Below are 12442 nucleotides of genomic sequence, written 5' to 3'. Positions count from 1 at the left end.
ACAAGGAAAGCAGCCCAATGCGCGAAGCCCTCATCGTCTCCACCGCCCGCACGCCCATCGGCAAGGCCTATCGCGGCGCCTTCAACGCCACCACGCCACAGGCGTTGGCGGGCCATGCGATTTCGCATGCCGTCTCCCGCGCCGGGGTGGAGCCGGGCGAGGTGGGTGACGTGGTGCTGGGCGCGGCGCTCCAGCAGGGCTTCCAAGGCGGCAACATCGCCCGCCAATGTGCGCTGCGCGCCGGGCTGCCCGATGCCGTCGCGGGCATGAGCCTCGACCGGCAATGCGCCTCGGGCCTCATGGCCATCGCCACGGCGGCCAAGCAGGTGGTGCATGACGGCATGCCAATGGCCATCGGGGCAGGGGTCGAGAGCATCTCGCTGGTGCAAACCGCCGCCATGCGCCGCGACCCGGACCCTTGGCTGCGCGAGCATGTCCCGTCGATCTACATGACCATGCTGGAAACAGCCGAAACCGTCGCCGCCCGCTATGGCATCAGCCGCGAGGCGCAGGATGAATACGCCGCCCAAAGCCAGGCCCGCACGGCGGCGGCGCAGGAGGCCGGAAAGTTCTCTGACGAGATCGTGCCGCTGGTCAGCGTCATGAAGGTGAAAGACCGCGAAACCGGCGAGGTCTCCGACCAAGAGGTGACGCTGGAGCAGGACGAGGGCAACCGCCCCGGCACCACTGCCGAAAGCCTCGCCAGCCTCAAGCCAGTGTTCGAAAAAGGCATCTCTCTGGATGAAGGTCGCTTCATAACCGCCGGAAATGCCTCGCAGCTCTCTGATGGCGCATCGGCGGCAATGTTGATGGAAGCCAAGGAGGCAGAACGCCGTGGCCTCACCCCGCTGGGCCGCTACGTGGGCATGGCCGTCGCCGGATGCGCCCCCGACGAGATGGGCATCGGCCCGGTTTTCGCGGTGCCCAAGCTGCTCGAAATCCACGGCCTCAAGATCGACGACATCGGCCTCTGGGAGCTGAACGAAGCCTTCGCCTGTCAGGTGATCTACAGCCGCGACCGCCTCGGCATCCCCAACGATCTGCTCAACGTCAACGGCGGCGCCATTTCCATCGGCCACCCCTACGGCATGTCGGGCGCCCGCATGGTCGGCCACGCCCTGATCGAGGGCAAGCGGCGCGGCGCAAAATACATCGTCACCACCATGTGCGTGGGTGGCGGAATGGGGGCCGCAGGCCTCTTCGAAGTCTTGTAAGGGAGAACACGATGGATCTCGGGATGACCCCCCGCGTAAAGGAGCTGGCCGCCAAGGTGCGCCAGATGGTGGATGAAGAGATCGAGCCGCTCAACGCCGAGTTCGAGGCCGAGGTTGGCAAGCACCCCTCGGGCGACCGCTTCCAGCTCACCCCCCGCCAGATCGAAATTCTCGACGGGCTGAAGGCCGAGGCCCGCAAGCGCGGTCTTTGGAACTTCTGGCTCACCGACAGCGAAAAGGGCTACGGCCTTACCACGGTGGAATACGCTTATCTCGCCGAAGAAATGGGTAAGGTCGGCATCGCCGCCGAGGTCTTCAACTGCGGCGCCCCCGACACTGGCAACATGGAGGTGTTCGAGCGCTATGGCACCGAAGCCCACAAGGAGCGCTGGCTGAAGCCGCTGCTCGCGGGCGAGATCCGCTCTTCCTACGTGATGACCGAGCCCGGCGTGGCCTCGTCTGACGCCACCAACATCTCGCTCGAAGCCAAGCAGGACGGCGACGACTGGGTGCTCAACGGCGAGAAATACTGGATCAGCGGCGCAGGCGATCCGCGTTGCGCCGTCTACATCCTCATGGCCCAGACCGACCCGGACGCCGACAAGCACGCCCGCCACTCCATGTTCGTGCTCCCCGCCGACAGCCCCGGCATCGAAATCCTGCGCCCCATGTGCGTCTTCGGCCATGATGACGCCCCCCACGGCCACATGCACATCCGCTTCACCAACGTGCGGGTGAAGGGCGAAGACATGCTTCTGGGCCGGGGCAGGGGCTTCGAGGTGGCGCAAGGCCGTCTCGGCCCGGGCCGCATCCACCACTGCATGCGGGCCATCGGGCAGGCCGAGAAGGCGCTGGAGCTCTTCTGCAAACGCGCGATGAACCGCACCGCCTTCAAGAAAAAGATCGTCGACCTTGGCGCAAACTACGACATCATCGCCAACTGCCGGATGGAAATCGAGATGGCCCGCCTTCTTTGCCTGAAGGCCGCCTGGAAGATGGACACTGAAGGCACCCGCGCCGCCCAGCCGTGGATTTCCAAGATCAAGGTCGCCGCGCCCCAGATGGCGCTGAAGGTAGTGGATGAAGCCATGCAGGTGCACGGCGGGACCGGCATCAGCCAAGACACGCCGCTTGCCGCGATGTGGACAAACCTGCGCACGCTGCGCCTCGTCGACGGCCCCGATGCCGTGCACCGCCGTCAGGTCGCCCGGGCCGAATTACGCAAGTACTCCAACGAGAAGATCTGAATGCCCGAGCTCATCCTGATCCGCCACGCGCAAGCCTCCTTCGGGGCGGCGGATTATGATGTGCTCTCCGATCTCGGCCACGCGCAGAGCCACGCGCTGGGCGCAGCACTGGCGCGGCAGGGGGTGGAGCCGGTTGCCGTGTATCGCGGCGCGATGCGGCGACACCGTGAAACGCTGGAGGGCATCGCGCAAGCGCTCGATCTGCCTGAAGCGACCATCCATGAAGGCCTCAACGAGTTTGACAGCAAAGCCCTCCTCTCAGCCTTCGGCGGCGGCGTTCCGGGAGACCGGAAGGCCCATTTCCGCCGGTTGCGCGAGGCGGTGATCGCTTGGCAAAACGGCGAGATCAACGAGCCCGAAAGCTTCAAGGCCTTCACCGCCCGGGTCATGCAGGCCCAAGCGCAAATGGCCGCCCACGATGGCCCCGTGCTTGTCCTGTCCTCGGGCGGCGCCATCTGCCGGATGCTCGCCGCCGCCGTCCGCGCGCCTGCGCTCACCATGATCGAGCTGCAATTGCAGATGAAAAACTGCGCCGTCTCCCGCATCCTCGCCACTGGCAGCACAACATTCCTCACCGGCTTCAACGAAACGCCCCATATCGACGCGGAGGCAGCCCATATGCTGACCTTTTCATGACCGCGCTCACCCTTGATACCAAAGCCGTTTCCGTCTGGATCGAGGCCCATGTTCCCGGCCACATCGGTCCCGTCACGGCCGAGAAGTTCGCCACCGGCCAGTCCAACCCCACCTTCCGCCTCACCACCCCGCAGGGCAGCCTCGTGCTCCGGCGCAAACCCCCGGGAAAGCTGCTGAAATCCGCCCATGCGGTCGACCGTGAGTATCGCGTGCAAAGCGCCCTTGCGGCCACGCCCGTGCCGGTCGCCAAGATGATCGCCTATTGCAACGATCCAGCCGTCATCGGCTCCGAGTTCTACCTGATGGAGCACATCGAAGGCCGGCACTTCAACCAGCCCCACCTGCCACGGCTCGCCCCCGCCGAGCGTGCCCCGATCTTCGACGAGATGAACCGCGTCCTCGCCGCCATCCATTCCGTCGACCTCGACGCCACCGGCCTCACCGACTATGGCCGCGCGGGCAACTACTACCGCCGCCAGATCGACCGCTGGACCACCCAATACCGTGCCTCCGAGACCGGGGTGATAGAGGCGATGGATGGGCTCATCGCATGGCTCGACGCCAATGTGCCGCCCGATGACGGCCAGGTTTGCCTCACCCACGGTGACTACCGACTCGACAACATGCTCTTCGCCCCCGATGCCCCCCGCATCACCGCCGTGCTCGATTGGGAGCTGTCCACCCTCGGCCACCCCTATGCCGATCTCGCACAGGTCATCATGCAGTGGCACCGCCCGCCGGGCGAGGAGGGCAGGGGGCTGGCCGGGCTCAACCGTGCCGCCGAGGGCCTGCCGGAGGATGAGGCCTTTATCGAGGCCTACTGCGCCCGCCGAAACCTGCCCGGCATCCCGGGCTTCGGCTTCTACCTCGCCTTCGCCAATTTCCGCATGGCCGCGATCCTTCAGGGCGTCAAAAAGCGCGCGCTCGATGGCAACGCCTCCAACCCCGAGAAGGGCCTGCAACTGGGCCGCCTTGTGCCGGGGCTGGCCGAGGCCGGGCTGGAGGCTGTGCATGCCTAGCCGCCCCGACCCCCGTGTCGTGCTCATCACTGGCGCCGCCTCCGGCTTCGGCGCAGGGGCCGCGCGCGCCTTCGCAGCTCAGGGGTCGCGGCTCGTGCTGTGCGATATCGACGGCAAGAGCCTCGAAACCCTGGCGGAAGCCCTGCGCACCGAGGGCACCGAAGTGCTCGCCCGCCGTGTCGATGTCACCGACGAGGCCGCCCAATCCGCCCTCGTCGCCGCCACGCTCCAGCACTTCGGCCAGCTCGACGTGGCGATCAACAACGCCGGCCTCGGCCAGCCCTTCACCTCGCTGGCCCGCACCGACGCGCGCGACTTTGACCGCATCATTGCCACCAACGCCCGTGGCGTCTTTCTGGGCATGAAGCATCAGATCCCGCCGATGCAGGGGGCAGGGCAGGGGGTGATCCTTAACATCGCCTCCGCCGCAGGCCTCACCGGCGCGGGCCACCTCGCCGCCTATGCGGCGGCCAAACATGCCGTGGTCGGCCTCACCCGCGCCGCCGCCGATGAGCTGGCCCGCCACAACATCCGCGTCAACGCGCTCTGCCCGGCCTTTGCCGAAACACCGCTGTTTTCCGAAATGGCCGACCGTTTCGCCAGCAGCACCGGCGAGGACGCCGCGCAGGCCCGCAACCGCATCACCGCGCGCGTGCCGATGGGCCGCGTGGCCACAGTTGACGAGGTGGTGCAGGCCATGCTCTGGACCTGCGCGCCAGCTAACAGTTTCATGACCGGACAAGCCCTCGCCATCGACGGCGGGCTGACGGCGATCTAGGGGAAGACGTGGACGCACCAGACCAAATCGACAGCGGGCTCGAAAGTGACGACCGCAACTTCATCACCGCTCTGGCCCGTGGGCTGGAGGTGTTGCGCTGCTTCCGCCCCTCCGAAACCGAGCTGACCAATCAGGAAATCGCCGCCCGCACCGGCCTGCCCAAGGCCACCATCTCGCGGCTCACCTACACGCTGCGGCGGCTGGATTACCTTGTCCATTCCGAGCGAAACGGCACCTACCGGCTCGGCCCCGGCGTGCTGGCGCTGGGCTACGGCGTGCTGGCGGGGATGGAAACCTCCGAACGTGCCCGCCCCGAAATGCGTGCGCTCTGCGAAGGGCCGAACCCCCATGTCACCGCCGCCTTCGCCGAGCATCACCGGCTTCAGGCCGTCTATGTTGGCGTGCAGCGCTCGCAACAGGCCGTCTCGCTCACCATGAACGTGGGCGCCCGCTTGCCGCTGTTCCATTCCGCCATAGGCCGCGCAATCCTTGCTGCCATGACCGAAGAGCAGCACGAGCATCTTCTGCACCTCGCCGAACGCGAGCGCCCCGATGATGTGCCGCGCTACCGCCAAAGCCTCGCGCGCGCCATCGAAGATTATGCCACCCTCGGCTACACCACCGGCTATGGCGACTGGCGCCCCGAGATCAACGGCATCGCCGTGCCCGTCGTCTCGCTCAACGGTGACAGGATCTTCGCGATGAACGTCGGCGGCCCGTCCTTTCTGGTTTCGCCCGAAGAGCTGCGCGATGCCTATTCCGAGCGCCTGCTCACCGCCGCCGCCTCCCTCAGCCGGAGGGCGGTGGAATGAGCTGGCCGCCCGCACCGCCCATCGCGCCCGAGCTGATCGAGCCGCCCTATCCCTTTCAGTCGCTCATCGGCTTTGCCATCACCGGCTGGGGGGAGGGCTGCGCCCGTGTGGAGCTGTCGCCGCTGGACGCGGTGGAAAACCGCCACGGCATCCCCCACGGCGGCGCGCTCTCGGTGCTGCTGGATACGGCCATGGGCTATGCGGGCAGCTTTACCGGCGACGCGGAGGCGAAGCGCATGGCGATGACGCTTTCGATGACGGTCAACTTTCAGGGGCAGTCGCAGGGCAACCGCCTGATCGCGGAGGGCCGCAAAACCGGGGGAGGGCGCAAGACCTTCTTCGCCGAGGCCCGCCTCAGCGACGAGCAGGGCAATCTGGTTGCCACCGCCACCGGCGTCTTCCGCTACCGCACGCCTCAGGCGTAGCTGCCCGCCACTCGCGCAGTGTGAAAATCGGCATCGCCCAGCTGCGCATCCAGCATCACCAGCCGCTTGGCATAATGGCTCAGCGGATATTCCCAGGTCATGCCGATCCCGCCATGCAGCTGAATGGCCTCCTCGCTCACCTTCCGCGCCGTGCGCCCCACGAGACTCTTGGCCATGGCGGTGGTGTGGCCATCCATCCGGTCAGCGGCCAGAATGGTGATCGAGCGGGCCTGTTCGATGGCCGTCTTCATCTCCACCATCCGGTGCTGAAGCGCCTGAAAGCTGCCGATCTCGCGGCCAAACTGCTTGCGGCTCTTGAGGTAGTCGAGCGTGGTCGCATAGCACCAATCCATCGCCCCCACCGCCTCGGCACAGAGCGCCAGCCGCCCCCGGTCCAGCGCGGCGGCAATGGTCTCCCCGGCATCGGGGAGCAGGCAACGCGCCGGGGTGCCATCCAGCATCACCTCGCCCGCGCCACCGCCGTCGATCATCCCCCAGGGGGTCACGGCAGCATCCTCGGCCTTCACCTCAAACAGCGCCAACTTGCCAGCCTGCCGGGCGCTGACCAAAAAATGCGTGGCCGCATTGGCCCCATAAACAGACGTCTTGCGCCCGGTGAGCGCCGCGCCGCCCTCGGTGGTTCCGCCTTCTGCATCCCAAGGGGCCTCCAGCTCATCGACCGCCAGCGCATAAATCGCCTCACCCGCAAGCAGCGGCTCAAGGTCTTCTCCGGCCTCGGCCAAGAGCGGGGCCGCCATGGCTGCGCCCAGCAGCGGCTCCGGGCAAAGCGCCGCGCCCATTTGTTCGAAAACTGCTAGCAGGTCAAAGCCAGAGCCCCCCATGCCCCCCGCATCCTCGGAGACGAAGGCATAGATAATTCCCAGCTCCGCTAATGCGTTCCAGCCCGCTTTGTCATGAAACGGCGCTTCATAGGCCACAGCGTTGCGATGTTCGATTCCGTATTGGCTCCCAAGCAGCTTGCCCAGGCTGTCGGCCAGCATCCGGCGGTCATCTGTCATCTCAAAATTCATGTCAGAGCTCCAGCATGGCCTTGGTCAGAATGTTCTTCTGAATTTCGTTGGATCCCCCAAAGATGGAGATCTTGCGGTTGTTGAAATAGCTCGCCGCTGCCGCCTCATCCTCGGGCTCCACCAGCGCGGCATTGCCGCCCGGCGCCTCACCGGGGATCAGCGCCGCCGCCGGGCCGAGGGCGCGGCGGTAAAGGTCGTTCAAAGCCTGCCGCACCTCGGTGCCACGGATCTTCAGCATCGAGGTTTCCACCCCAGGGTGCCCCACCCGCTGCGCCTCTGCCAGCATCCGCAGGTTGAAGATTTTCATCGCCTCAAGGTCCATCTCCACCTCGGCCAGGCGCGCCGCAAACAGCGGGTCTTCGATCAGCCGTTTGCCGCCCCGCATCGTCCGCGCCGCCAGCGCCTTCACCCGCTCCAAGGCGGCGATGGAAAAGCCCACACCCGCAATCCCGGTGCGCTCATGCGTCAGCAGATACTTGGCCACCGTCCAGCCGTCATTCTCTTTCCACACGAGGTTTTCCGCGGGCACCCGCACGTCGGTAAAGAACACCTCGTTCACCTCATGCCCGCCCTCGATCAGCTTGATCGGGCGCACTTCGATCCCCGGTGTCTTCATGTCGATCAGCAGGAAAGAAATTCCCGCCTGCGGCTTTGCGCCCGCATCGGTGCGCACAAGGCAGAAAATCCAGTCGGCGTGCTGGCCCAGCGTCGTCCATGTCTTCTGGCCATTCACCACATATTCGTCGCCCTCGCGCACCGCCTTCGTCTTCAGCGACGCCAAATCCGAGCCAGCGCCGGGCTCCGAATAGCCTTGGCACCACCAGTCGGTGCCATCCAGAATCCGGGGCAGGTAATGCGCCTTCTGTTCGTCGCTGCCAAACTTGATCAGCACCGGCCCCAGCATTTGCAGGCCAAAGGGCAGGATGCGCGGCGCATAGGCCCGCGCGGCTTCTTCGTCGAAGATATGCCGCTCCACCGGCCCCCATCCCGGGCCGCCATGCTCTTCGGGCCATGTCTGCGCCAGCCAGCCGCGCGATTGCAAAATCGCGTGCCAGCGCTCGGTATCCGCCTTGGAAACCTCCTCACCGGCCTTCACCCGCGCTGCAATATCGGCAGGCAACTCATCGGCCAGAAAGGCGCGCACCTCTTCCTGAAAGGCTTGTTCTTGTGGCGAATAGCTCAGGTCCATGGGGCGTCCTCAGTTCATCTCGGCAAATGTGCTGCCATCGGCTGCCATTTTACGCAGCAGATCGGGCACTTGCCAATAATAGGGGTCTTCTTCGGCGTAGCGCTCGATCCGCGCCACAAGCTCTTCGGCACCGATCACATCGGCCGTGTGCATCGGCCCGCCGCGATGGCGCGGAAAGCCGTAGCCAAAGAGAAAAACCGCGTCGATATCAATGGGTCGCAGCGCAATGCCGTCCTCCAGCACCCGCGTCGCTTCCGAGATCATCGCGGTCAAAAACCGGGCCTGAATCGCCTCGGCGCTAAAGCTGCGCGGCGTCACCCCCGCCTTCTCCCGCTCCTGCGCGATGATCGCCGCAACCTCCGGGTCTGGCCGCTTGTCGCGCCCCTCGTAAATGTAAAACCCGCGCCCGGTCTTGCGCCCATAGTGGCCCGCCTCGCAAATCCGGTCGGCCACCGCCACGTAGCGCTCCGCCTCGGGCCGCTCCGGGGCCAGCCGCTTGCGGTTTGCCCAGCCAATATCCAGCCCCGCAAGGTCGCTCACCGCAAAAGGCCCCATGGCAAAGCCGAAGGCCTCCATCGCCGCGTCCACCTCCTCGGGGGCCGCGCCGTCAAGCATCAGGTAGTCGGCCACCTTCTTGTAATGGCTGAGGATTCTGTTGCCGATAAACCCGTCGCAAACGCCAGCCCGCACCGCCACCTTGCGCAGCTTCTTGGCCAGCGCAAAACCGGTCGCCACCACCTCGGGCGCGGTCTTTTCGGCCACCACCACCTCCAGCAGCCGCATGATATGGGCGGGCGAAAAGAAGTGCAGCCCAACCACATCCTCGGGGCGCGAGGTGCAGGCGGCGATCTCGTTCACATCAAGGTAAGAGGTGTTCGACGCCAGCACCGCGCCCGGCTTGCAAATGCTGTCCAGCCGCCCGAAGACATCGCGCTTCACGCCCATGTCTTCAAACACCGCCTCAATCACCACATCGCAATCGGCAAAGTCTTCCAGCGCGGTCGAGGGCAAAAACCGCTCCAGCGCCGCATCCCGCTTGGCCTCGCTCATCTTGCCGCGCTTCACCGCGCCCTCAAGATTGCCCGCCACCGTCTCGCGGCCCCGCTCCAGCGCCGCCTCGTCGCGCTCGTTCATCCGCACGGTCAGCCCGGCGTTGAGGCAGGCGGTCGCAATGCCCGAACCCATCGTGCCGCCGCCGATCACGCCCACCGTGGCCACCTCGCGCGGCGTGGCACCCGCCTCGGGGATCTTCTCCACCGCGCGCTCTGCGAAGAACGCGTGGATCAGCCCGGCCCGCTGCGGGCTTTCGATACAGGCGGCAAACTTCTCGCGCTCCAGCGCCAGCCCCGGTTCCAACGGGCCGGTGCCGGCCTCCACCGCTTCCACCGCGCGATGCGGGGCAAAGAGATGCGCCTGCTTCGCCGCCAGCGTCTCCTTCGTGGCCTCAATCGCCTCGGGGTCAGGCGTCACCTCGATCTCGCCGGTCTTGCGGCAGGGCAGGGTGCCCACCCGCGCTTCCTCGGCCATCGCCAGCGCCACCGCACGCGGCTCGCCCTCTTCGATCCGGTCCACCAGCCCGCAGCTCAGCGCATCGCCGTGCCCAAGCCGCTGCCCGGTGGTGATGATCGATAGCGCCGCGCCAATCCCCATCAGCCGTGGCCCGCGCTGTGTGCCGCCCGCACCGGGGATCACCCCCAGCGTCACCTCCGGAAAGCCCACCTTCACGCCCGGAATTGCCACCCGGGCGTGGCAGCCAATCGCCACCTCCAGCCCGCCGCCAAAGCAGGAGCCATGAAGCACCGCAACCACCGGCTTGGGGCAAGCCTCGATCCGGTTGCAGACATCCGTCAGGATCGGCTCCAGCCGTGGCCCGCCAAACTCCTTGATATCCGCTCCGGCAATAAAGGCGCGGCCCTTGCCATAAATCGCCACCGCCTCAATGCCCGCGTCAGTCTCCACCGCTTCAATCGCGTTCCACAGCCCCTCGCGCACGGCATGGCCTGCGGCGTTCACCGGCGGGTTGTCGATCACGATTAGCGCCAGCGGCCCCTCGCGTTCGATGGAAATGACGTCATTGATTTGCATGGCCTGCCTCCGCAATTTCTTCCCGTGCCGCACGCTGCCCCGCCAGCGCGGCGGCGACAAGGGGCAGGGCAGCCAGGGCCAGCCCGACCAGCGCGGTGGCCCCGTAGCCCAGCCCGGTCTCCTCGGTGTGGGGGATCGCAAAGGCCACGCCGCCTGCGCAAAGCGCCACCCTGAGCGGGATCGCGAAGGCCCCCTTGATCGGCCCCAAAAAGCTCACGTAGCCCTGCAAGCCAAAGCTCAGCAGCGCCACCCCGGTCAGCGCCGAGGCCAGCGCCACCGCCACCTCCGCGCCCGGGGCTTGGCCGATCAGCGCCGGGTTCAGCACAAAGAAGAAGGGCGCCACATAAATCACCCCGCCCAGCCGCATCGCCTCCAGCCCGGTTTTCATGGCCGAGGCGCCCGACATGGTCGCAGCGGCAAAGGCCCCAAGCGCCACCGGCGGCGTGATGTAGCTCACCATGCCCCAGTAGAGGATGAACAGATGCACCGCGAGCTGGTTCAGCCCGCCTTGCTCCAGCGCCGGAGCCAGCACCACGGCCAGGAAGATGTAGCAGGCCGTCACCGTCATCCCCATCCCGAAGATGAAGGAGGTCACCGCGCCCATCAGCAGCAGCACCAGCGTGTTGTCGCCGGCAATGAACACCAGCTCATTCACCAGCGTCCCCGCCAGCCCGGTGGCCGAAAACGCGCCCACGATCAGCCCCACGCCCAAAAGAATCGCGGTCAACTCCGCCAGCCCCGCGCCCACGCCCACGAACATCTGGCCCAGCCCGCGCAGCGACAGGCGGTTGCCCGGCAGCAGCTGGTTCACCACCAGCAGCAGCGCGGTGGCATAAAACGGGGCCGAGGTTTCGCGCCGCAGCACGATCAGCATGAAGATCAGCAGCGCGAAGACGCTGACATATAGCCAGCCGTCCTTCAGCACCGTCCGCAACCGCGGCAGCTCGGCCCGCGGAATGCCCTTCAGCCCGCGCCGTGCCGAATAAGCGTCGATCTGGGCGAAGAGGCCAAAGTAGAACAGCAGCGAGGGGATCGCCGCCGCAATCGCGATTTCCACGTAGGGGCGGCTCAGAAACGAGGCCATCACAAAGGCCGTCGCCCCCATGATCGGCGGCATCAGCACGCCCCCCGTCGAGGCGCAGGCCTCCGTCGCCGCCGCCGTCTCCTTCGAAAAGCCGGTGCGCCGCATCGCCGGAATGCTCACGGCCCCCGTGGTCAGCACATTCGAGATCACCGAGCCAGACATGCTCCCCATGAACCCGCTCGCAAAGATCGAAACTTTCGCCGCCCCGCCACGAAAGCCGCCCACGAGCCCAAGCGCGAGGTCGTTAAAAAACTGCCCGCCACCCGTGCGCTGCAACACCGCGCCAAACAGGATAAACCCGATCACCACGCCGCCGAAGGCCTTCATCGGAATGCCAAAGGAGCTTTCCGACGAGTAAACATGGTAGCTCACCGCCTCGCCAAAGCTGCTCTGAAACCCCGAAAACGGGTCAGGCACATGGCTCGCAAAGGTCGGGTAGAGCGCAAAGACCAGCACGATCACAAACAGCACCGTCCCCCCGGCGCGCCGCGTGCCTTCCAGCACCAGCGCGATGAAGGCATAGCTCACCCAAACAGCCACCTCCGGTGCGGCATATTCCCAGCCTTCCGAAAGGTTGCGCTGCGCGGTGGCGGTCAGATAGGCGGTGCAGCCCAGCGTTGCGGCGGCCAGGAGCCAGTCGATCAGCCCCGGCGTATCCCCCCTCACGCCCCGCATCGGGAAAACGAGGTAGGCAACTGCCAGAAACAGCCCGCCCAGCAGGTAGAGGTAGCGCCCCTCGATCAGCACCAAGCCGCCGATCTGAAGGTTGAAAAGCTGATGGATCACCATCAGCAGGCCCAGCCCGGTCGCCCCCCCAATTGCCCAGCGGGCGGCCACATCGGCAGGCCCGCGGCCCGCAGCGGGGGCGGCGTCCGGGTCGGCTATCTCGGCGCCCTTGGGGTGGGTCTCATCGGCGGTCATC

Annotated in this window: 11 protein-coding genes; 7 read left to right on the top strand and 4 right to left on the bottom strand. The window is 66.3% G+C overall.

Translation table 11 applies throughout. The annotated features are described in order from the left end of the window. Nucleotides 1-17: 17 nt before the first annotated feature. Genes FHY55_RS13885 through FHY55_RS13855 form a run of 7 tightly spaced genes read left to right on the top strand, consistent with a single transcriptional unit; the run spans nt 18 to nt 6131 of the window. Nucleotides 18-1214, top strand: coding sequence for an acetyl-CoA C-acyltransferase (locus tag FHY55_RS13885; protein WP_140014764.1), 1197 nt, complete (start codon nt 18-20; stop codon nt 1212-1214). A gap of 11 nt (nt 1215-1225) precedes the next feature. Beyond that, entirely contained in the window at nt 1226-2461 is a 1236-nt protein-coding gene (locus FHY55_RS13880) for an acyl-CoA dehydrogenase family protein (protein ID WP_140014763.1), read from the top strand. Further along, nucleotides 2462-3097: a histidine phosphatase family protein gene (locus FHY55_RS13875; protein WP_140014762.1), complete on the top strand. Its 636-nt coding sequence runs from the start codon at nt 2462-2464 to the stop codon at nt 3095-3097. It abuts the gene before it with no gap. Continuing rightward, nucleotides 3094-4116, top strand: coding sequence for a phosphotransferase family protein (locus tag FHY55_RS13870; protein WP_140014761.1), 1023 nt, complete (start codon nt 3094-3096; stop codon nt 4114-4116). Before FHY55_RS13875 ends, FHY55_RS13870 begins: the two co-directional genes overlap by 4 nt. After that, complete coding sequence (locus FHY55_RS13865; protein ID WP_140014760.1) at nt 4109-4894, top strand: SDR family NAD(P)-dependent oxidoreductase; 786 nt, start codon at nt 4109-4111, stop codon at nt 4892-4894. The genes FHY55_RS13870 and FHY55_RS13865 overlap by 8 nt, the downstream gene beginning before the upstream one ends. An 8-nt stretch (nt 4895-4902) precedes the next feature. Further along, entirely contained in the window at nt 4903-5706 is an 804-nt protein-coding gene (locus FHY55_RS13860; RefSeq protein ID WP_210410490.1) for an IclR family transcriptional regulator, read from the top strand. Then, nucleotides 5703-6131, top strand: a complete 429-nt coding sequence (locus tag FHY55_RS13855; protein WP_140014759.1) for a PaaI family thioesterase — start codon at nt 5703-5705, stop codon at nt 6129-6131. Before FHY55_RS13860 ends, FHY55_RS13855 begins: the two co-directional genes overlap by 4 nt. On the opposite strand, the gene FHY55_RS13850 is transcribed toward FHY55_RS13855, so the two are convergent. The 4 genes from FHY55_RS13850 to FHY55_RS13835 are packed head-to-tail and all read right to left on the bottom strand — an operon-like array spanning nt 6122 to nt 12441. Further along, entirely contained in the window at nt 6122-7162 is a 1041-nt protein-coding gene (locus FHY55_RS13850) for an acyl-CoA dehydrogenase family protein (RefSeq protein ID WP_140014758.1), read from the bottom strand. The two genes, FHY55_RS13855 and FHY55_RS13850, sit on opposite strands and share 10 nt — an antisense overlap. A gap of 1 nt (nt 7163) precedes the next feature. Continuing rightward, the gene (locus FHY55_RS13845) at nt 7164-8351 is read right to left on the bottom strand and encodes an acyl-CoA dehydrogenase family protein (RefSeq protein ID WP_140014757.1); all 1188 of its coding nucleotides are present in this window, start codon (nt 8349-8351) and stop codon (nt 7164-7166) included. Between the two features lie 9 nt (nt 8352-8360). Further along, nucleotides 8361-10436 carry a 3-hydroxyacyl-CoA dehydrogenase NAD-binding domain-containing protein gene (locus FHY55_RS13840; RefSeq protein ID WP_140014756.1) on the bottom strand — a complete coding sequence of 692 codons (2076 nt, stop codon included), beginning with the start codon at nt 10434-10436 and terminating at the stop codon, nt 8361-8363. Further along, nucleotides 10423-12441: a TRAP transporter fused permease subunit gene (locus tag FHY55_RS13835; protein ID WP_140014755.1), complete on the bottom strand. Its 2019-nt coding sequence runs from the start codon at nt 12439-12441 to the stop codon at nt 10423-10425. Before FHY55_RS13835 ends, FHY55_RS13840 begins: the two co-directional genes overlap by 14 nt. Between the last annotated feature and the right edge of the window lies 1 nt (nt 12442).

It is taken from the genome of Oceanicola sp. D3, from assembly GCF_006351965.1.
GTDB lineage: Bacteria > Pseudomonadota > Alphaproteobacteria > Rhodobacterales > Rhodobacteraceae > Vannielia.
Note: the sequence above shows the minus strand (reverse complement) of the source record. Positions and strands in the feature narration are given on the sequence as shown.

Excerpts from the sequence above, each read along its gene's own strand:
- FHY55_RS13885 (WP_140014764.1), top strand. The coding sequence starts at position 18 with ATGCGCGAAGCCCTCATCGTCTCCACCGCCCGCACGCCCATCGGCAAG.
- FHY55_RS13880 (WP_140014763.1), top strand. The coding sequence starts at position 1,226 with ATGGATCTCGGGATGACCCCCCGCGTAAAGGAGCTGGCCGCCAAGGTG.
- FHY55_RS13875 (WP_140014762.1), top strand. The coding sequence starts at position 2,462 with ATGCCCGAGCTCATCCTGATCCGCCACGCGCAAGCCTCCTTCGGGGCG.
- FHY55_RS13870 (WP_140014761.1), top strand. The coding sequence starts at position 3,094 with ATGACCGCGCTCACCCTTGATACCAAAGCCGTTTCCGTCTGGATCGAG.
- FHY55_RS13865 (WP_140014760.1), top strand. The coding sequence starts at position 4,109 with ATGCCTAGCCGCCCCGACCCCCGTGTCGTGCTCATCACTGGCGCCGCC.
- FHY55_RS13855 (WP_140014759.1), top strand. The coding sequence starts at position 5,703 with ATGAGCTGGCCGCCCGCACCGCCCATCGCGCCCGAGCTGATCGAGCCG.
- FHY55_RS13850 (WP_140014758.1), bottom strand. The coding sequence starts at position 7,162 with ATGAATTTTGAGATGACAGATGACCGCCGGATGCTGGCCGACAGCCTG.
- FHY55_RS13845 (WP_140014757.1), bottom strand. The coding sequence starts at position 8,351 with ATGGACCTGAGCTATTCGCCACAAGAACAAGCCTTTCAGGAAGAGGTG.
- FHY55_RS13840 (WP_140014756.1), bottom strand. The coding sequence starts at position 10,436 with ATGCAAATCAATGACGTCATTTCCATCGAACGCGAGGGGCCGCTGGCG.
- FHY55_RS13835 (WP_140014755.1), bottom strand. The coding sequence starts at position 12,441 with ATGACCGCCGATGAGACCCACCCCAAGGGCGCCGAGATAGCCGACCCG.